At 40.3% G+C, this 18,284-nt stretch carries 23 protein-coding genes; 22 read left to right on the forward strand and 1 reads right to left on the reverse strand.

From position 1 onward, the window contains the following. The first annotated feature begins 23 nt into the window (after positions 1-23). The 19 genes from rplR (at position 24) to rpsI (ending at position 11,797) form a co-directional block, all read left to right on the forward strand. Positions 24-386, forward strand: coding sequence for a 50S ribosomal protein L18 (gene rplR, locus BN1765_RS02155; protein WP_050613646.1), 363 nt, complete (start codon positions 24-26; stop codon positions 384-386). A 24-nt stretch (positions 387-410) separates the two neighbouring features. Further along, positions 411-911: a 30S ribosomal protein S5 gene (gene rpsE, locus BN1765_RS02160; protein ID WP_050613647.1), complete on the forward strand. Its 501-nt coding sequence runs from the start codon at positions 411-413 to the stop codon at positions 909-911. Between the two features lie 13 nt (positions 912-924). Then, complete coding sequence (gene rpmD, locus BN1765_RS02165) at positions 925-1,107, forward strand: 50S ribosomal protein L30 (RefSeq protein WP_050613648.1); 183 nt, start codon at positions 925-927, stop codon at positions 1,105-1,107. A 31-nt stretch (positions 1,108-1,138) separates the two neighbouring features. After that, positions 1,139-1,579 carry a 50S ribosomal protein L15 gene (rplO, locus tag BN1765_RS02170; protein WP_050613649.1) on the forward strand — a complete coding sequence of 147 codons (441 nt, stop codon included), beginning with the start codon at positions 1,139-1,141 and terminating at the stop codon, positions 1,577-1,579. Beyond that, the gene (secY, locus tag BN1765_RS02175) at positions 1,579-2,871 is read left to right on the forward strand and encodes a preprotein translocase subunit SecY (protein ID WP_050613650.1); all 1,293 of its coding nucleotides are present in this window, start codon (positions 1,579-1,581) and stop codon (positions 2,869-2,871) included. Before rplO ends, secY begins: the two co-directional genes overlap by 1 nt. Positions 2,872-2,929: 58 nt before the next feature. Continuing rightward, on the forward strand, positions 2,930-3,577 hold the full coding sequence (locus tag BN1765_RS02180; RefSeq protein WP_050613651.1) for an adenylate kinase: 648 nt from the start codon (positions 2,930-2,932) through the stop codon (positions 3,575-3,577). Between the two features lie 3 nt (positions 3,578-3,580). Beyond that, a complete protein-coding gene (gene map / locus BN1765_RS02185) occupies positions 3,581-4,327 on the forward strand; it encodes a type I methionyl aminopeptidase (RefSeq protein ID WP_050613652.1) in 747 nt (248 codons plus the stop codon). A gap of 81 nt (positions 4,328-4,408) precedes the next feature. After that, positions 4,409-4,627, forward strand: coding sequence for a translation initiation factor IF-1 (gene infA / locus BN1765_RS02190; protein ID WP_050613653.1), 219 nt, complete (start codon positions 4,409-4,411; stop codon positions 4,625-4,627). Between the two features lie 41 nt (positions 4,628-4,668). After that, the gene (rpmJ, locus tag BN1765_RS02195; RefSeq protein ID WP_003156543.1) at positions 4,669-4,782 is read left to right on the forward strand and encodes a 50S ribosomal protein L36; all 114 of its coding nucleotides are present in this window, start codon (positions 4,669-4,671) and stop codon (positions 4,780-4,782) included. Between the two features lie 22 nt (positions 4,783-4,804). Beyond that, positions 4,805-5,170, forward strand: coding sequence for a 30S ribosomal protein S13 (gene rpsM / locus BN1765_RS02200; RefSeq protein WP_050613654.1), 366 nt, complete (start codon positions 4,805-4,807; stop codon positions 5,168-5,170). A gap of 26 nt (positions 5,171-5,196) precedes the next feature. Further along, a complete protein-coding gene (gene rpsK, locus BN1765_RS02205; RefSeq protein ID WP_050613655.1) occupies positions 5,197-5,586 on the forward strand; it encodes a 30S ribosomal protein S11 in 390 nt (129 codons plus the stop codon). A 182-nt stretch (positions 5,587-5,768) separates the two neighbouring features. Beyond that, entirely contained in the window at positions 5,769-6,713 is a 945-nt protein-coding gene (locus BN1765_RS02210) for a DNA-directed RNA polymerase subunit alpha (RefSeq protein ID WP_050613656.1), read from the forward strand. 60 nt (positions 6,714-6,773) lie between these two features. Further along, positions 6,774-7,139, forward strand: coding sequence for a 50S ribosomal protein L17 (gene rplQ / locus BN1765_RS02215; protein ID WP_050613657.1), 366 nt, complete (start codon positions 6,774-6,776; stop codon positions 7,137-7,139). A gap of 388 nt (positions 7,140-7,527) precedes the next feature. Further along, complete coding sequence (locus BN1765_RS02220) at positions 7,528-8,367, forward strand: energy-coupling factor ABC transporter ATP-binding protein (RefSeq protein ID WP_050613658.1); 840 nt, start codon at positions 7,528-7,530, stop codon at positions 8,365-8,367. Continuing rightward, complete coding sequence (locus BN1765_RS02225) at positions 8,343-9,212, forward strand: energy-coupling factor ABC transporter ATP-binding protein (RefSeq protein WP_050613659.1); 870 nt, start codon at positions 8,343-8,345, stop codon at positions 9,210-9,212. Before BN1765_RS02220 ends, BN1765_RS02225 begins: the two co-directional genes overlap by 25 nt. Continuing rightward, positions 9,209-10,006: an energy-coupling factor transporter transmembrane component T family protein gene (locus BN1765_RS02230; protein WP_050613660.1), complete on the forward strand. Its 798-nt coding sequence runs from the start codon at positions 9,209-9,211 to the stop codon at positions 10,004-10,006. The genes BN1765_RS02225 and BN1765_RS02230 overlap by 4 nt, the downstream gene beginning before the upstream one ends. A 12-nt stretch (positions 10,007-10,018) precedes the next feature. Then, on the forward strand, positions 10,019-10,753 hold the full coding sequence (gene truA, locus BN1765_RS02235; RefSeq protein ID WP_050613661.1) for a tRNA pseudouridine(38-40) synthase TruA: 735 nt from the start codon (positions 10,019-10,021) through the stop codon (positions 10,751-10,753). A 192-nt stretch (positions 10,754-10,945) separates the two neighbouring features. Beyond that, on the forward strand, positions 10,946-11,383 hold the full coding sequence (gene rplM / locus BN1765_RS02240) for a 50S ribosomal protein L13 (protein WP_050613662.1): 438 nt from the start codon (positions 10,946-10,948) through the stop codon (positions 11,381-11,383). 21 nt (positions 11,384-11,404) lie between these two features. Further along, positions 11,405-11,797 carry a 30S ribosomal protein S9 gene (gene rpsI, locus BN1765_RS02245; RefSeq protein ID WP_050613663.1) on the forward strand — a complete coding sequence of 131 codons (393 nt, stop codon included), beginning with the start codon at positions 11,405-11,407 and terminating at the stop codon, positions 11,795-11,797. A gap of 100 nt (positions 11,798-11,897) precedes the next feature. Here rpsI and BN1765_RS20340 read toward each other — a convergent pair whose 3' ends face one another. After that, the gene (locus tag BN1765_RS20340; RefSeq protein ID WP_230199492.1) at positions 11,898-12,143 is read right to left on the reverse strand and encodes a tyrosine-type recombinase/integrase; all 246 of its coding nucleotides are present in this window, start codon (positions 12,141-12,143) and stop codon (positions 11,898-11,900) included. A gap of 1,577 nt (positions 12,144-13,720) precedes the next feature. Here BN1765_RS20340 and BN1765_RS02255 point away from each other — a divergent pair. The 3 genes from BN1765_RS02255 to BN1765_RS02265 are packed head-to-tail and all read left to right on the forward strand — an operon-like array spanning position 13,721 to position 17,179. Next, complete coding sequence (locus tag BN1765_RS02255) at positions 13,721-14,866, forward strand: HesA/MoeB/ThiF family protein (protein WP_050613664.1); 1,146 nt, start codon at positions 13,721-13,723, stop codon at positions 14,864-14,866. Then, entirely contained in the window at positions 14,844-15,875 is a 1,032-nt protein-coding gene (locus tag BN1765_RS02260; protein ID WP_050613665.1) for a hypothetical protein, read from the forward strand. The genes BN1765_RS02255 and BN1765_RS02260 overlap by 23 nt, the downstream gene beginning before the upstream one ends. Further along, positions 15,872-17,179: an MFS transporter gene (locus BN1765_RS02265; RefSeq protein WP_050613666.1), complete on the forward strand. Its 1,308-nt coding sequence runs from the start codon at positions 15,872-15,874 to the stop codon at positions 17,177-17,179. Before BN1765_RS02260 ends, BN1765_RS02265 begins: the two co-directional genes overlap by 4 nt. Positions 17,180-18,284 lie beyond the last annotated feature (1,105 nt).

Genomic DNA, 18,284 nt, shown 5'->3' on the forward strand with positions numbered 1-18,284 from the left:
GTAGAACGAAAGGAGTGACGTAAATGATCACGAAGCTTGACAAGAATTCAGTTCGTTTGAAAAGACACGGACGTGTTCGTGCGAAACTTTCAGGTACTGAAAGTCGTCCTCGTTTAAATGTGTACCGTTCTAACAAACACATTTATGCACAACTAATTGACGATGTGAACGGTGTAACGCTAGCAAGTGCTTCAACACTCGACAAAGATCTAGGTCTTGAAAGCACTGGCAACATCGAAGCAGCTCAAAAAGTTGGCGAAACTATCGCAAAACGCGCTGCTGAAAAAGGATACAGCTCAGTGGTATTTGACCGCGGAGGATATCTATACCATGGCCGTGTAAAAGCATTAGCAGATGCTGCACGCGAAAACGGCTTAGAATTTTAATGTAAAAAGGAGGGACATATAAACATGCGTCGTATTGATCCTAATAAATTAGAACTTGAAGAACGCGTAGTTACCGTTAACCGTGTAGCTAAGGTTGTAAAAGGTGGACGTCGTTTCCGTTTTACTGCTTTAGTAGTGGTTGGTGACAAAAATGGTCATGTAGGTTTCGGTACTGGTAAAGCACAAGAAGTACCAGATGCGATCCGTAAGGCTATTGATGATGCTAAGAAAAACTTAATTGAAGTACCTATGGTTAATACAAGTATCCCTCACCAAGTAATCGGTAGATTCGGTGCAGGAAACATCCTATTGAAACCAGCTGCAGAAGGTACTGGAGTTATCGCTGGAGGTCCAGTTCGTGCGGTACTAGAACTTGCTGGCGTTAGCGATATCCTTTCTAAATCACTTGGTTCAAACACACCTATTAACATGGTTCGCGCTACTGTAGACGGATTAAATCAATTAAAACGTGCTGAAGACGTAGCTAAATTACGTGGTAAATCAGTAGAAGAACTGTTAGGATAAGGAGGGAAAATCAATGGCAAAAAAATTAGAAATTACCCTCACTCGTAGCTTAATTGGTCGTCCTGAAGACCAACGCGTGACTGTAAGAACGCTAGGTCTACGTAAAATGCATCAAACAGTTGTTCTAGATGATAATGCTGCTATCCGCGGTATGGTTAATAAGGTTTCTCATCTTGTTACTGTCAAAGAACAATAATCTTATTTTTACTTAACAAGGAGGTGCCAAAATGAAACTTCATGAATTAAAACCTGCAGAAGGATCACGTCAAGAACCTAAGCGTAAAGGACGTGGTATCGGATCTGGTAACGGTAAAACAGCTGGTAAAGGTCATAAAGGTCAAAATGCTCGTTCTGGCGGCGGTGTACGTCTTGGTTTCGAAGGTGGTCAAACACCATTGTTCAGACGTTTGCCTAAACGCGGATTCACGAACATCAACCGTAAAGACTTCGCTGTTGTAAACCTAGAAACTCTAAATCGCTTCGAAGACGGAACTGAAGTAACTCCAGCTCTATTAATGGAAACTGGTGTTGTGAAAAACGAAAAAGCAGGAATCAAAATTCTTGCGAATGGTAAGATTGAGAAGAAATTGACTGTAAAAGCTCATAAATTCTCTTCTGCCGCAAAAGAAGCGATTGAAGCTGCTGGCGGTCAAACCGAGGTGATCTAATGTTTCGAACAATCTCCAACTTTATGCGCGTGAGTGAGATAAGAAACAAAATTCTATTCACTCTGTTGATGCTGATTGTTTTCCGAATCGGTACATTTATTCCAGTACCTCACGTTAACGCTGACTTTCTGAAAGCTCAGGATCAGCTAGGTGTGTTTGGAGTATTGAACACATTCGGCGGCGGGGCACTTCAAAACTTCTCCATCTTTGCTATGGGCATCATGCCTTATATCACAGCATCCATTATTATTTCTCTCTTGCAAATGGATGTTGTGCCTAAGTTCACTGAATGGTCTAAGCAAGGGGAAGTTGGCCGCCGTAAATTAACTCAGTTTACTCGTTATGGTACGATTGTTCTCGGATTCATCCAGGCACTTGGAATGTCTTTCGGGTTCAACAATCTTGCTGGCGGTAATCTGATCATTGAACCGGGCATGTCCACTTACTTGTTGATTGCAGTCGTTCTGACTGCCGGTACTGCATTTTTGATGTGGCTTGGTGAACAAATCACAGCAAAAGGCGTTGGAAACGGGATTTCCATCATCATCTTCGCAGGGATCGTAGCTAATTTTCCTAATATGTTTAATCAGATCTACGCCCAACAATTTGAAGATGCTGGTGATGCCTTATTCCTTCGCATCGTAACGATGGTATTGATCGTCGTCGCAATCATCGCAATCATTGTAGGTGTTATCTTTATCCAACAAGCGCTGCGCAAGATTCCTATCCAATACGCTAAGCGTACAAATGGGCGCGCAATGGTTGGCGGACAATCAACACATCTACCATTGAAAGTGAATTCTGCCGGTGTTATTCCTGTAATCTTTGCTGTATCATTCATTGTGACTCCGCAGACTATTGCCGGATTCTTTAAGCAAAATGATGTTACGCAATGGATTATCAATACTTTTGACTATACAAAGCCTGTTGGTATGATTCTGTATGTAGCTTTGATCATCGCTTTCTCTTATTTTTATGCGTTCGTTCAGGTTAACCCTGAGCAGGTTGCTGAGAATTTGAAGAAGCAGGGCGGCTACGTACCTGGAATTCGTCCAGGTAAAAATACAGAGGATTATTTAAAACGCGTATTGTCCCGTTTGACGCTTGTGGGAGCCCTCTTCCTGGCTGTTATTGCAGTGTTGCCGGTGTTCTTCGTTAAGTTCGCTGGATTGCCTCAATCAGTCCAGATTGGAGGAACAAGCCTTCTGATTGTAGTCTCGGTTGCTCTTGACTCCATGAAGACACTTGAAACACAACTGGTTAAGCGACATTACAAAGGCTTTATTAAATAATTGGTTTGGGAACTATACCGTTCCCAATACCTATTATAGAGTTTGAGGGGGAGTATAGATGAATCTTGTTCTTATGGGGCTTCCGGGTGCTGGTAAAGGTACTCAGGCCGAGAAAATTGTAGAAAAGTATAACATCCCTCATATCTCTACTGGAGATATGTTCCGCGCGGCCATTAAAGATCAAACGGAACTAGGCTTGAAAGCTAAATCCTTCATGGACAAAGGCGAATTGGTCCCTGATGAAGTGACAATCGGCATTGTCCGCGAAAGACTTAGCCAAGATGATTGCAAACAAGGCTTCCTTTTAGATGGTTTTCCACGTACAGTAGCGCAAGCTGAGGCATTGGAAAATATCCTTTCCGATCTTAACCGTCCTATCGACTATGTGATTAACGTAGACGTAGACAAAGAGATTCTAATGGAAAGATTGACAGGAAGACGAATTTGTAAGGAATGCGGAGCTACTTATCACCTTGTTTTCAATCCTCCTGCAAAAGAGGGCGTTTGTGATCGATGTGGCGGTGAGCTTTATCAACGCGCTGATGATAACGCTGAGACGGTACAAAACCGTTTGGACGTTAACCTCAAGCAGACAAAGCCTCTTCTATCTTTCTACGAAGATAAAGGAACCCTTCGCAACGTGAACGGACAGCAAGATATTGATGTAGTCTTTGAAGACATTGATCAACTCCTTGGGGGCTTATAATCTATGATCATTTGCAAAACCCCACGCGAAATTGAAATCATGCGTCATGCCGGGCAGATTGTTGCTATCACTCATCAAGAGCTGAAAAAGCATATCGAACCGGGCATCACTACGAAAGAGCTGGATACAATTGCTGAAGGCATCATTCGTAAACATGGTGCAATCCCTTCCTTTAAAGGGTATAATGGTTTTCGCGGCAGTATATGCGCTTCCGTAAACGAAGAACTCGTTCACGGTATTCCAGGCAAGCGAATTCTGCAAAATGGTGATATTATTAGTATCGACATCGGTGCTAAATATAATGGCTATCATGGAGATTCAGCTTGGACATATGCTGTAGGTGAAATTGATGATGAAACACAGAGACTCTTAGATGTAACGGAAGAGTCTTTATATAGAGGGTTGGAAGAAGCTAAGCCAGGCGTACGTCTATCCAACATCTCCCATGCTATTCAAACATATGCTGAGGCAAACAAGTTCTCCATTGTCCGAGAGTATGTTGGTCACGGAGTTGGTCAAGACTTACATGAGGATCCACAAATCCCTCATTTCGGTCCACCCGACAAAGGTCCTCGTTTAAAGCCTGGTATGGTGCTGGCTGTTGAGCCGATGGTGAACGCAGGCAGCAGATATGTGAAGACTTTAGAGGATGACTGGACAGTTGTTACTCAAGATGGAAAAATGTGTGCTCATTTCGAACATACAATAGCAATCACTGATTCTGGTTATGAAATACTAACAAGGTTATAATGGTTATTGTGTGCAAGAAGCAGTGATGGATGAATATAACGAATAAGGCATCCGCCTTAAGAGAAGGGAGATTAAACTTCGATGGCTAAAGATGATGTAATTGAAATTGAAGGTACAGTCATTGAGACTTTGCCAAATGCAATGTTCAAGGTAGAATTAGAAAATGGTCATACTATATTAGCTCATGTATCAGGTAAAATCCGCATGCACTTTATTCGTATTCTGCCTGGTGACAAAGTAACAGTCGAGCTTTCACCGTATGACTTAACTCGCGGACGAATCACTTACAGATTCAAATAATCTAAGTTACACTCCGATCTATATAAGGAGGTTAGGTACTAATGAAAGTGAGACCATCAGTAAAACCTATTTGCGAAAAGTGTAAAGTTATTCGCAGAAAAGGCAAAGTAATGGTTATTTGTGAAAACCCTAAGCATAAACAAAAACAAGGCTAATTAAGAAGGAGGTGCGCACCATATGGCACGTATTGCTGGTGTTGATATTCCACGTGACAAGCGTATTGTCATTTCATTAACATACATTTACGGTATTGGTAAACCAACTGCACAACAAATCTTGAAAGATACTGGTATCTCTGAAGATACTCGCGTTCGTGACCTTACGGAGGAAGAAGAAAACAAAATCCGTGAAGCGATCGATAAGCTAAAAGTAGAAGGAGACCTTCGTCGTGAAGTTTCATTGAACATCAAACGTTTGATGGAAATCGGCTGCTACCGTGGCCTACGTCACCGTCGTGGTTTACCTGTTCGTGGTCAAAATACTAAGAACAACGCTCGTACTCGTAAAGGTCCAAAACGTACAGTAGCGAACAAGAAAAAATAATTAATTTGTAAAGGAGGTTACTATTCATGGCACGTAAGACAAACACTCGTAAACGTCGTGTGAAAAAGAATATTGAAAACGGAATTGCACATATCCGTTCAACTTTCAACAACACAATCGTTACAATCACTGATGCACACGGAAACGCAATTTCTTGGTCAAGCGCTGGATCACTAGGATTCAGAGGATCACGTAAATCTACTCCATTCGCAGCTCAAATGGCAGCAGAAACTGCAGCTAAAGCTTCTATGGAACATGGTTTAAAAACTCTTGAAGTAACAGTTAAAGGACCAGGTTCAGGCCGTGAAGCTGCTATTCGTGCACTTCAAGCTGCTGGTTTAGAAGTTACGGCTATCAAGGACGTAACTCCAGTTCCACATAACGGATGTCGCCCACCAAAACGTCGCCGTGTTTAATTTTTCTGTATAGAAATTGTATACATGTCCATAATGGGATATGATACAATCATGAGGATTTACAGACAGATTAACTCAGTTGTTGCGCGCAGTCGGGAACAATTACATGGGGAATTTCGGTTAGGACGCAAATAAGTGTTACATCTAGCCGAGGTTTTGACGTTTTGAAGGAGGGTTTATTAATGATTGAAATAGAAAAACCAAAAATCGAAACGGTTGAAATCAGCGATGACACCAAGTATGGAAAATTCGTCGTCGAGCCACTTGAGCGTGGATATGGTACAACTTTGGGTAACTCCTTGCGTCGTATATTACTATCCTCACTACCAGGTGCCGCTGTCACATCTATTCAAATAGATGGAGTAATGCATGAGTTCTCAACAATTGAAGGCGTGGTAGAAGATGTTACTTCTATTATTCTTAATGTGAAAAAACTGGCGCTTAAGATCTACTCTGATGAAGAGAAGACGCTGGAAATTGATGTTCAGAGTGAAGGAGCTATTACGGCAGCTGACATTACGCATGATAGCGATGTTGAAATCCTTAACCCGGATCTTCATATTGCGACTGTAGGCAAAGGCGGTCACATGCGTATGAGACTAACAGCACGTCGTGGACGTGGTTATACTCCTGCTGACCAAAATAAAAGAGACGATCAACCAATCGGTGTGATCCCGATCGACTCTATCTACACTCCTGTTGCACGGGTTTCTTATCAAGTAGAAAACACACGTGTAGGACAAATGACTAACTACGATAAGCTAACACTTGATGTTTGGACTGATGGAAGCACTGGTCCTAAAGAAGCAATTGCACTTGGATCAAAGATTTTAACAGAACATCTGAATATCTTCGTTGGACTTACAGATGAAGCTCAGAATGCTGAAATCATGGTTGAAAAAGAAGAAGACCAAAAAGAAAAAGTTCTTGAAATGACTATTGAAGAATTGGATCTTTCTGTTCGTTCTTACAACTGCTTGAAGCGTGCTGGCATCAACACTGTCCAAGAGCTTGCTCATAAGACAGAAGAAGATATGATGAAAGTTCGAAATCTAGGACGCAAATCACTTGAAGAAGTGAAAGCGAAACTGGATGAGCTAGGTTTAGGTCTTCGTAAAGACGACTGATTAGAGAAACAATAGACCGGCTAAATAGATTAACATTTCAACAAAGGAGGGAATCTCTCAATGGGTTACAGAAAGTTAGGACGCACTAGTTCTCAACGTAAAGCACTACTTCGTGATTTGGCGACTGACCTGATCATCTTTGAACGCATCGAAACGACTGAAGCAAAAGCTAAGGAGCTACGCTCTGTAGTAGAAAAAATGATCACGCTTGGTAAGCGCGGTGATTTACATGCTCGTCGTCAAGCTGCTGCATTCATCCGCAATGAAGTTGTTGCTGACAGCGAAAATGGCCAAACTGCACTTCAAAAACTATTCAGTGATATCGCACCTCGCTATGAAGAGCGTCAAGGCGGTTACACTCGTATCATGAAAATGGGCCCTCGTCGCGGAGACGGAGCACCAGTTGTAGTGATCGAATTAGTATAATAATTACTTAAGAAAGGGTGGGGACAGTTGAGAACTAACTAGTTCTCGCCCTTTTTTTACAATCGTACATAGTAAAAAGATTCTAACAGATTGATTTACTTGTACAAAGTTTTAACTGAGAAATCGCACATAGAGCGTTATGATGGTTGTATGGATCTCCATACTACGCGTCTAGCTCTCGCACCCTTCCTGGCTCCATACAGGAGTTATTAGGTCTACATGTAATACGCTGCTATTCGACTAAGGAAAGAAATTTCCTTCAGGAGGGGTGCAGCGTTTTTTTATAGGTTCATGTGGGTACAGAATCACCGTGCCAGAATGATATACTATACTATATTGAAAAATAGCTGAGATGAGCTGAGAAAAGCAGAGATTAGGGGGAAACCGCATGAGCGAGAAATTAGTAAGTGTAAATCAAGTCTCGTTTACATATGAGGGCCAGGATCATCCGGCGCTCAATAATGTATCCTTTTCTATCCAAAAGGGAGAGTGGCTTGCGATAGTAGGGCATAATGGTTCTGGAAAGTCGACATTAGCCAAGCTGTTGAATGGCCTGCAATTCCCAGGAACCGGTCAAATACAAGTAAAAGAACATATCCTTTCGGAAGAGACGATTTGGGATGTGCGGAAAGAGATAGGAATGGTCTTCCAGAATCCTGATAATCAGTTCGTTGGGTCGACTGTTCAGGATGATGTGGCTTTTGGTTTAGAAAACTACGGTATTCCAAGAGACATAATGGTGAAGCGAGTACATTGGGCTTTGGAGAAGGTAAATATGCAAGCATTTCTCGATCAAGAGCCACACCATCTATCGGGTGGACAAAAGCAAAGGGTTGCTATTGCGTCTGTGCTGGCGTTGCAGCCGAGCATCATCATACTTGATGAAGCAACCTCTATGCTAGATCCAAAGGGCAGAGAAGAGGTGCTGGAGACAGTCAGAGAGTTGAAACAAGACCAAGACTTAACGGTTATCTCCATTACGCATGATTTGGATGAAGCAGCAAGGGCGGACCGGATCATTGTTATGAATGGCGGACAGGTATACCGTGAAGGCTCCCCACAAGAGATTTTCAGACTCGATCAGGAGCTGACAGCGATTGGTTTGGACTCCCCGTTTTCTATTAAGCTGTCCCAGGCATTAGCAAACCTAGGAGTGCCTTTAAGCGATCGATATTTATCACATGAACAGTTGGTGAACGAATTATGTGTATTGAACTCAAAAATGTAGAATACAGATACCAAATCAAGACGCCATTCGAACGACTTGCCATTTATGATATCAATCTGGATTTTGCCTCGGGCAGTTACACGGCCATCATTGGCCACACAGGTTCAGGAAAATCCACATTGCTTCAGCATCTGAACGGTTTGGTGCGCCCGAGTAAAGGCGAGGTCCGGATCGGCGATCACTTGATTACACCGCAAAAGAAGGATAAGGATATAAAAGCGGTCCGCAAAAAAGTGGGCATTGTCTTTCAATTTCCGGAACACCAATTGTTTGAGGAAACGGTGGAAAAAGATATTTGCTTTGGTCCGATGAATTTCGGTGTACCAGAAGAAGAAGCAAAGAAAAAAGCCAGGGAAGCGATCAAGCATGTGGGCCTTTCTCCAGATATCCTTGATAAATCACCTTTTGACCTTTCCGGGGGCCAAATGCGCCGTGTCGCAATAGCAGGTGTATTGGCCATGGAACCGGAAGTGATTGTGCTCGATGAACCGACTGCCGGACTGGACCCTAGAGGCCGGAAAGAGATCATGGATATGTTTGCAGATCTTCATAAAAAAAGAAATCTGTCAACCATTCTGGTGACCCACAGTATGGAGGATGCAGCCAAGTATGCGGATGAAATCATCGTCATGCATAAAGGTACCGTCCGGAAAAAAGGAACACCCATGGATATCTTTTCGCAACCGGAAGAGCTAATAGAATTGGGCTTGGATGTTCCAGAGACGGTTCGCTTCCAATTGCTGCTTCAGCAGAAATCCGGCATGTATTTTTATGAGCCCAGCCTTTCTATTGATTCCTTGGCTGAGCAGATTGCAGCCATTGTGAAAGGGGGAGCGGATCAATAATGGATAATATGTTGATCGGCCGATACGTCCCATCTGATTCTGTTCTTCACCGGATGGACCCCCGTTCAAAGCTGATGCTCGTCTTTTTCTTTGTCTGTATTGTTTTTTTGGCCAACAATACAGCGACGTACACCATTCTTGGCTTGTATACGTTGCTTCTTGTTTTATTGTCCAAAATTAAAGTCCGTTACTTATTAAGCGGGTTAAAGCCGATCCTGTTTTTGATTGTTTTTACGTTCCTGCTGCATATTTTCTTTACGAAAGAGGGGCCGGTAGTCTTCAGCCTGGGGTGGCTTAAGATTTATGAGGAAGGTTTAAGGCAGGGTATTTATATATCACTTCGCTTTACGTACCTAATTATCATCACCACGCTGCTGACGCTTTCCACAACGCCGATTTCGTTAACGGATGGATTGGAGCAGCTGCTGGGTCCTTTTAAAAAATGGAAGTTCCCGGTTCATGAGCTGGCATTGATGATGTCCATTTCTCTCCGTTTCATCCCGACGTTAATGGAAGAGACAGGAAAGATTATGAAAGCGCAGGCGGCCAGGGGAGTCGACTTCAGTTCGGGTCCGATTAAAGAAAGGGTAAGTGCCATCGTGCCATTGCTTGTCCCATTGTTCGTTTCATCGTTTAAACGGGCCGAAGAATTGGCCGTGGCCATGGAGGCAAGGGGATACCGAGGCGGCGAAGGCCGGACGAAGTATCGTATGCTGCACTGGGGCGCCTGGGATACGACCCTGCTTTTATCACTTGCTCTGCTGACAGTCATTCTTATTTATTTTAGAGCGTAGGAGTCTGGTTACATGCAAAGAATTAAATGCACTATTTCATATGATGGTTGCGGCTTCAATGGGTATCAGGTACAGCCAGAAAAAAGGACGGTCCAGCTGGAATTGGAGAGAGTACTTTCAACCATGCACAAGCGCGATGTAAAAGTCGTTGCCTCGGGAAGGACTGATACCGGGGTGCATGCATATGGACAAGTCATTCACTTTGACAGCCACTTGGATATCCCGCCTGAAAGATGGATCAAGGCAATGAATGCCATGCTGCCTGAAGATATTGCTGTACATCAAGTTGAGCTTGTCGAGAGCGATTTTCATGCCCGGTTCAATCCCAAAGGCAAGGAATACCGCTATATCGTTGATTTAAGCCCGATACGCAATCCATTGACAAGGAACTACCGCTATCACCATCCGTATCCGATCAATGTTGAACGGATTAAGGAAGCCATTCCTTATATTATCGGGACCCATGACTTTTCCTCTTTCTGCGCGTCTAATACCGATGTGAAAGATAAGGTGAGGACGATTGAAAAGGCTGAGTGTGTGTTGTATGGGAATGAATTAACGTTTATTTACCGAGGAAACGGATTTTTATATAATATGGTGAGGATCCTTACGGGGACATTGCTGGAAGTCGGAACAGGAAAAAAGGAACCGGGTGATATGGAAGAAATCCTGGCCAGACGGGATCGCGGAGCAGCTGGTAAAACAGCGCCGGCACAAGGGCTCTATCTGTGGGAGGTTTCCTATTAACCGCTGCAGGTTTACTCTTAATGCTATGTAAACAATTGCAAATTTAAGGTATATGCTCTTGACATTCATAGCGGTTGCGGCTAATATAATATGGTATGTATTTTATTTAATCCCACGATGAGCCCCGGAAAGTTTCTCGTGATTGTAAATAAATAAACTGAAAAATTTTCTTTAGTATTAGGAGGTCAAATAATGCGTACGACATTCATGGCGAAAGCAAATGAAATCGAGCGTAAATGGTATGTGATCGACGCGCAAGGCCAAACTCTTGGACGTCTTGCAAGCGAAGTAGCATCCATCTTGCGTGGTAAACATAAACCAACTTACACACCACATGTTGATACTGGTGATCACGTTATTATCATCAACGCTTCTGAAATCCACCTTACAGGTAAAAAGTTGAATGACAAAATCTACCGTCGTCACACTATGCACCCAGGCGGATTGAAAGAAAGAACTGCTCTTGAAATGAGAACAAACTACTCTGAGAAAATGTTAGAGCTTGCTATTAAAGGTATGCTTCCTAAGAATTCTCTTGGACGTCAAATGTTTAAAAAATTACACGTATATGCTGGCGCTGAGCACCAACATCAAGCTCAAAAACCAGAAGTATACGAATTACGCGGATAATTTTTAGAGGAGGTTATTATCTTGGCACAGGTTCAATATTATGGCACAGGTCGTCGTAAAAGCTCTGTTGCTCGCGTACGTCTAGTACCGGGTGAAGGACGCATCGTTATCAACGGTCGTGAAATCAGCGAATATTTCCCATTTGAAACATTAATTCTAGTTGTTAAACAACCACTAGTAGCTACTGAAACTACAGGAAGCTACGATGTGCTTGTTAACGTTTCTGGCGGTGGATTCACTGGCCAAGCTGGTGCAGTACGTCACGGTATCGCTCGTGCATTGCTACAAGCTGACCCAGAATTCCGTCCAGCACTTAAATCTGCAGGTCTATTGACTCGTGATGCACGTATGAAAGAGCGTAAGAAATACGGTCTTAAAGGTGCTCGTCGTGCGCCTCAGTTCTCAAAACGTTAATATACTTGGTATATCAATGTTTACCCTCTTTGCTCTTATGGAGCAAGGAGGGTTTTTTCATGTCCAAATTTGGAATTGAATACCCCTTGAATACCCCTGGCTAAAATTTCATGTACTTCTGGAACATCTCGGCTGTTTTCTCCTTCGCTTCATCAGTCACATGAGTGTAAATATCCATCGTGGTTTGTATATCTGTATGGCCGAGGCGGGCTTGTACATCTTTGATAGAAGCACCGGCGGCAAACAACAAACTGGCATGTGTATGCCGAAAGGCATGAACATTAATTTGTGGCAGCCCTGGGTTCTTTATATAAATCCGCTCTAGCTTTTCATTTAAGCAAGCCAATCGACAATAATCCATTTCATGTTTTAACTGATTATAGACTGTAAAGATGGGTTGTTTATCATCAGGTTGAATAGGTGTAGCAAGTTGTAACGTGAGATAACGCTGTATTTGCTTGCTACGCCATTTTTTTAAATCGCTAGGGTTTTATCATCCACGCTAACAACACGCCTAGCGGCCTTTGTTTTTGATGTCTGTAGCTGTTTTTTTCGCTCATGTGAATCAATGTCTCTTTAAAGGTGATTTACTTATGTTGGAAGTCCACGTCCGACCAATGCAAGGCATATAGTCCCTCTTACGTGCCCCCTGTGAAGGCGAGCAACCGAAACGCGGATAAGCCATATCATCGTCTTGAATCGTCTCCAGGAAGCTTCTGAGCTCTTCTCGCGTGTAGTAATACTTTTTCTCCAATTCCGCATTATATTCCATTTCATGTTTTAGGTTCGGCAATGTGACATAATCCATCGTATTGCGCTTAATAATATCCATTTTCATGGCATATCGGAGACCAGGTTTGCTTGTATCTTATAATTATTGAAGGTTTTAAGCTCCTGGGTCCAAGCGTTAATAGCTTTTTGACAATGGGACGGGATATGACGTTTGCGGAAAAAAGGAACAAATCAGTAAAATCTCCCTATTTGCGCCAAATGGATGGTTGCATTCCAGGACTGTGACCTCCGTTTTTTCTTGAAAAATACTTGCGCACATGCAATATGAACGAAAAAAGGAATATTTTAATCAAAAGAGGGACAAACCAGGAACAAAATAGAGTCTTTTCAGGGGGAACTCCCCCTTTTTTATTGCGTATTTGTTAACAATCTTTCGCTCCGACAGGTCCCTATGCGGGGATGGAACAGCGATGGGACGATTGACGAAATTCACCGGTTCTCCGGAGGAGTCGCAAGGCTAATAAATATCCTGTGTACGCATAGTCTTCTATAGGGCTCACAAAACGGCCAGAGAATCATTGATGACCACATGATCAACCAAGTCATCCATTGTGAAATATCATGATAAGCCGCTGAAGATATATGTCCTACATTGAAGAGTTGAATTGTTGGGTTGTGTTTTGGGGAGACAATTCAGGTTATAAAATGCATAGGGAGAATGGTTTAGCCTTCATTTAGGAAATGGAAAGACTCCTTCCGGTCGGAATGACGTGAAATTCTACATTAAGAAAATTGAGACGTACCAGGTTGGTTTGTAAAATCGATGGGAAGAAATGGGCTGCTTCCCCATCTTTTGGAAAGTAAAACTGTCAGTTTAGGACAATTAACGCCGTCAATTTCTGGACATTGGAAGCCGTCATTAACATTATAAAAAAATATTTTTAAAATTTATTGAAATATCACAATTATTAGAATATACTAAAATCAACACAATTTAGGAGGTGGATAAATAATATGGAAAATTTAGTTATCGAAATCAAAGAAGTTGAAGTACAAGAAGCTCCAATTCAACGTACTGCTGACCGCTAATTTTTTAAAAATGTATTGCGCAATACATAAAACGGGAACGAGCAACGGATATTTTCCGTTGCTCGTTTGCATAAAGGAGATTTAATTAAGGAGGAAAATAAAGTGAGAGAGAAAAGATACCAATTCAAGTTAAATCTATATCCGGTAAAAGTATCTGAAGACACTATAAGATTTGGTGGAATACAGAAGGGCATTGCGAGAGAACTAAGGTCAAATTATATAGAAGTCATTTGGGATTCAATTATTGCACTTTCAAAAGGATGCACACTAACCGAACTTTACGATTTTCATATTCAAAATGGAAGAAAAGAATTTTCTATAGAGAATGCTAATCTTATTATCAAGAATTTAATTAATCTAGGAACAATAGAAGAATCATTTACCACTAGTGAATTATATTTTTCAAAAGAAGAAATATCTAGGTACCAAAGAAATGTTAACCTATTTTCTTGGATAGATATAAGTAATAACACCGATCCGTGGAAACACCAAAAAAGACTTGCGGAATCAAAAGTAGGTATTATTGGTTTAGGGGGAGTGGGAGCATCATGTGCTGCCTCCTTGGTTCGAAGTGGAATCGGTTTCTTAAGAATATTAGATTTTGATATAGTTGAAGAAAGCAATTTAAATAGACAAGTACTATACGAAAAAGATGATGTTGGCCGTACTAAAGTAGAGGTAGCAAAAGAAAAACTTTTAAAAATAAATCCTTTTGTTCAAGTAGAGGCTTTAAACAAGAAAGTGGAAATTGCTGAAGATATAGAACAATTTGTTCAAGGTTTAGACTTACTTATACTCTGTGCAGATGAACCCAAGTATATAATTGACCGTTTGGTTAACAGAGTTGCAAAAAAACAAAATATTCCTTGGATTTCAGGTGGCTATGCAAGTACAGTTATTAATTTCTCTCTCTTTCTACCAGACGAATCTCCTTGTTTTGAATGTATTCATTTAAATCAAAGTAACAGTAGTATATACAGAGACACTCCAATGTCTGCCAAAACTTTTGGATCAAGGAATGCTGTTACAGCTCCCATTGCTAACTTAACAGGAAATTTAGTTGCAAATGAAGCAACTTTACATCTAACCAAATTAGCAAAAGCTGACCGCAAGAAAATATTTCAGTTGGACTTATTCTCTTTAGAGGTTGAAGATATCCCTATTAAATCAAACAGCATGTGCCCTTATTGTTTTGAGAACATAACTAAACAAGTGAGTATATCTGATGAAGAATATCAATTATCATAGTAGGATATGTTTCCTAAAAAATGTAAAATACGCAAATGATGACTGGGTATATATTTGGTCAAATAAAAATAAGAAACTTTATCAGTTACCTAAAGTATGTAATGAAATAATTGATATGTTTCACGAAAATCATACGATTCAAGAGTTAGAATCTAAACTTTTAAAAAAAGGAATTAAGACAGATATTCTTGCGTTTGCGAATCAGTGCCTCACAATGGGAATAGCAGAACCTTGTAATGAAATTAAGAGTAATAATATCAATAAAACTAAGAAATCCTTCTTTATTTCAGTTGGAAATATTTTAACAGTGTTTATCCTATCACTTATAAGTATATTAGTTTTTTCTATTTACATAAAAAGTCCTGTTACGCTAATGTGGTACTTTTCTACATCCAATATCCTACTTTCGTTTATATTGAATGTTAGTGCATTCTGGATACTTGCATATATTCATGAAATCGGACATTTATTAGCACTAAGACAATTTGGAATTACATCATCGTTCAGAGCCGGGAAAAGCAAAGGAAACTTCGGCCTATTTACTGACGTTACAGGTATGTATGCCCTCAAATCAGATTTTAGAAAATCTGTACTCTTGGCAGGCATTTTATCAGAAGCTGTTATTATTTTGTTTCTTGTAATCTTTACATTATTTTTTAATACGGCCATTACAATAGCTATTACTAAGATCTTTATTTTAACCTACTTAGTTAATCTCATAGGCCAATTTAGACAAAGTTATAACACTGATTTAAGTTTATTAAATAAAGAAACTAAGCGTAGACCTACTAGAGTAGAAAGGTTTATTGATTGGGTGAACATACCACTTTCATTAACTATGCTAAGTATGATTTTTGGTATTTCAATTTACGAGTTACTAAACTCAATAAGAGAATTTAACCCAATTACACTTTTATCTGCTATATTAGTGATTTTCTTTCAATTTAAAATAACTAATATACAATCAATTAAAACTGCTCTAAGAGTAAGGAGAGAGAAAAAAATATGAGGTTGTTTGTAAACAAAAATCTTTTTTTCTTGTTCTTAGGAAGACTGATTACTAATGGCGGGGATAGTCTTTATAGAGTTGCTATTGCCTGGCTAATATATAGCCTAACTGGCAGTGCTCTTTACACGGGAATTGCTGCAGCAGTATCATATATCCCAGAAGTTATAGCCTTTCTAATTGGACCTCTTGTTGATAGATACAACAAGAAAAAAATAATAATTGTTGCTGAAGTTTTCCAGTTCGCCCTTATAAGCATTGTTGCAATCATGATGTTTAACAAATTTGATAATATCTATTTGTTATTAATTATAATATTTTTTGCGGCCTTTGCTGTTCAGTTTACATACCCAGCTGAAAGTGCTGTTATCCCAACTATAGTTCCTAAAAGGTCCCTTCCAAGAGCAAATGCATTGATGACATTCTCTTACCAAGGAACAGACATGATTTTTAGTGGTTTAGCAGGTTTTCTAATAGTAATTTGGGATATTTCCACATTATTTGTTATGGATGCATTAACTTTTTTACTAGCTATAATGTGTTTTAGTTTTTTATCACTAAAGAATACAAATGAAACTAAACCAAAGGCTACTGTAAATCTGAGCCCAAGTAATATAGATTCCAAGTTTTCTTTTAATACTTATAAACAAGAATTATTACAAGGTTTAAAGTTAATAAAGAACCCAGTAATATTTCATTCTAAAATGCCTGCTGTTATTTCTAATTTCTTTTTTGCAGCTGCTTTCGCTGTCATGCCTGTATATAGCGACAAAATTGGAGGTCCAGAATTTTTCGGCCTGCTTCTAGCTTGTTATTCAATTGGTAGTCTTATAGGATCCTTTTTAACATCACTTTTTAAGAATATACCCATTGGGTCTATTCTTTATCCAACTTACATATTGAGTGGACTATTATGGTTAGCTTCCGTAATAGCAGCGTCCAATGAATTGATAATTCTTACTTTAGTACTATTTTCGTTATCCGGAATTCCACAAGGCATAGGGAATAATGCAAGTTCATTAATTACTCAATGTATTGTGCCTCCCCAAATGTTAGGGAGACTTTCAAGTGCAATTGGAACTTTATTAACGCTTGGAATGCCTATAGGAGCATTTCTAGGGGGCATCCTCGCAGAGGCTCAAGGACCTACAATAGTTATGATGTTAAATGGAATAACGATTTCATTAATGGGTATCTATTATTTAATTTCTAAGCCTGTAAGAGAAATTCCGGTGGTTGAAAAAATTTCACCAATAGATACTGATATTTACCTAAGAGATTTTGAAAATCGAAGTGTCGAATTATAAGGATTACATGACTATAAACCTTGGATCAGGGGGATGTAAGCAACATTCTCCGATATACCCAATGCCTAAAAAAACGATAGAACAATTGAATATAATTGTGTTATCAAATTTTCTTATATGGAAAATATTATGTAGCAGTATTGAGCTTGGGAGACATGATCGGTACAGCCATCAAATAAGATAGGGAAAGTGATTTACCTCCGCCCCCCTCACACAACCGTACCTCCGGTTCCTTATACGGCTGTTCCAGTTATGTCGAACGCAGTATTTCATATCTTGCCGTTAGGCTCTTAAACCCTTGGTTTCTCTATAGGAGTTGCCAAGGGTTTTGTGTAGTATTAGAGTTTTGGCAACTCGCCAGTATCCTTTTCAGGAACTTCCCTATTCGTAGGCTTGGATACCTGCTCCCAGACTCTCAAGGTTGTGGAGTCTGCTCCCTAGGTTCTTCCACTTCTAAGGATCATCCTCAACCTGCGTCGAACCAGCTCTCAAGTTCCTTTAATTTGGAGGGTGTGTCGATGAGTTGGTATTAGCCCCCATTCGTTAGGTATTCATTCAGCTTCATAATCCTGTAATTTATTTTCATGTATTCGTAAAGTAAGATCCCTTATCATTACCTTGAATCTCCTTTCGTAGTTTCCACAAGGAGTCCTTAGGTTCCTTCACCTTGGAGGTAAAACTACTGCACTCTTCTCATAATTGATTTTAATCTGAGTTTCTTTTCGATACAATTGGGGCTTGCTTAACGAATCAAGAGCTAATTGATGTTTTAAGAGCATATAAAAAAATGACGCAAAAATTCAAAAAAGGAATCCAGATTGTATGCTCCAGAATTATAATGAGGAATTGAAGGGCTACGACGGTTTCGTTGTTTTTCTGAAGGTGTGCTTGAATAAGGCCAAGCCCGAACCCTCTTGCCCTAGTCTAATTTTCCCCTCGATGGCCTTTCAATCAAGGGCATCTTCCTGGGCTGAATGGCCGAGTCTTGGCCCGCTAATTATAATGAAATTAGTAAATAAAAAAGTGAAAGGTTCAAATGTTTTCTATTTCTCATTGTTAGTGAAAGTAATTTTATTTTTATTATTTAATTTTAATAGTTTAAAAT

The organism is Bacillus testis, from assembly GCF_001243895.1.
GTDB lineage: Bacteria > Bacillota > Bacilli > Bacillales > DSM-1321 > Bacillus_AD > Bacillus_AD testis.

Excerpts from the sequence above, each read along its gene's own strand:
- infA (WP_050613653.1), top strand. The coding sequence starts at position 4,409 with ATGGCTAAAGATGATGTAATTGAAATTGAAGGTACAGTCATTGAGACT.
- rpsE (WP_050613647.1), top strand. The coding sequence starts at position 411 with ATGCGTCGTATTGATCCTAATAAATTAGAACTTGAAGAACGCGTAGTT.
- BN1765_RS02210 (WP_050613656.1), top strand. The coding sequence starts at position 5,769 with ATGATTGAAATAGAAAAACCAAAAATCGAAACGGTTGAAATCAGCGAT.
- rplM (WP_050613662.1), top strand. The coding sequence starts at position 10,946 with ATGCGTACGACATTCATGGCGAAAGCAAATGAAATCGAGCGTAAATGG.
- BN1765_RS02225 (WP_050613659.1), top strand. The coding sequence starts at position 8,343 with ATGTGTATTGAACTCAAAAATGTAGAATACAGATACCAAATCAAGACG.
- rpsM (WP_050613654.1), top strand. The coding sequence starts at position 4,805 with ATGGCACGTATTGCTGGTGTTGATATTCCACGTGACAAGCGTATTGTC.
- truA (WP_050613661.1), top strand. The coding sequence starts at position 10,019 with ATGCAAAGAATTAAATGCACTATTTCATATGATGGTTGCGGCTTCAAT.
- rplR (WP_050613646.1), top strand. The coding sequence starts at position 24 with ATGATCACGAAGCTTGACAAGAATTCAGTTCGTTTGAAAAGACACGGA.
- BN1765_RS02180 (WP_050613651.1), top strand. The coding sequence starts at position 2,930 with ATGAATCTTGTTCTTATGGGGCTTCCGGGTGCTGGTAAAGGTACTCAG.
- BN1765_RS02220 (WP_050613658.1), top strand. The coding sequence starts at position 7,528 with ATGAGCGAGAAATTAGTAAGTGTAAATCAAGTCTCGTTTACATATGAG.
- map (WP_050613652.1), top strand. The coding sequence starts at position 3,581 with ATGATCATTTGCAAAACCCCACGCGAAATTGAAATCATGCGTCATGCC.
- rpmJ (WP_003156543.1), top strand. The coding sequence starts at position 4,669 with ATGAAAGTGAGACCATCAGTAAAACCTATTTGCGAAAAGTGTAAAGTT.
- rplQ (WP_050613657.1), top strand. The coding sequence starts at position 6,774 with ATGGGTTACAGAAAGTTAGGACGCACTAGTTCTCAACGTAAAGCACTA.
- rpmD (WP_050613648.1), top strand. The coding sequence starts at position 925 with ATGGCAAAAAAATTAGAAATTACCCTCACTCGTAGCTTAATTGGTCGT.
- BN1765_RS02265 (WP_050613666.1), top strand. The coding sequence starts at position 15,872 with ATGAGGTTGTTTGTAAACAAAAATCTTTTTTTCTTGTTCTTAGGAAGA.
- rpsK (WP_050613655.1), top strand. The coding sequence starts at position 5,197 with ATGGCACGTAAGACAAACACTCGTAAACGTCGTGTGAAAAAGAATATT.
- rplO (WP_050613649.1), top strand. The coding sequence starts at position 1,139 with ATGAAACTTCATGAATTAAAACCTGCAGAAGGATCACGTCAAGAACCT.
- BN1765_RS02260 (WP_050613665.1), top strand. The coding sequence starts at position 14,844 with ATGAAGAATATCAATTATCATAGTAGGATATGTTTCCTAAAAAATGTA.
- secY (WP_050613650.1), top strand. The coding sequence starts at position 1,579 with ATGTTTCGAACAATCTCCAACTTTATGCGCGTGAGTGAGATAAGAAAC.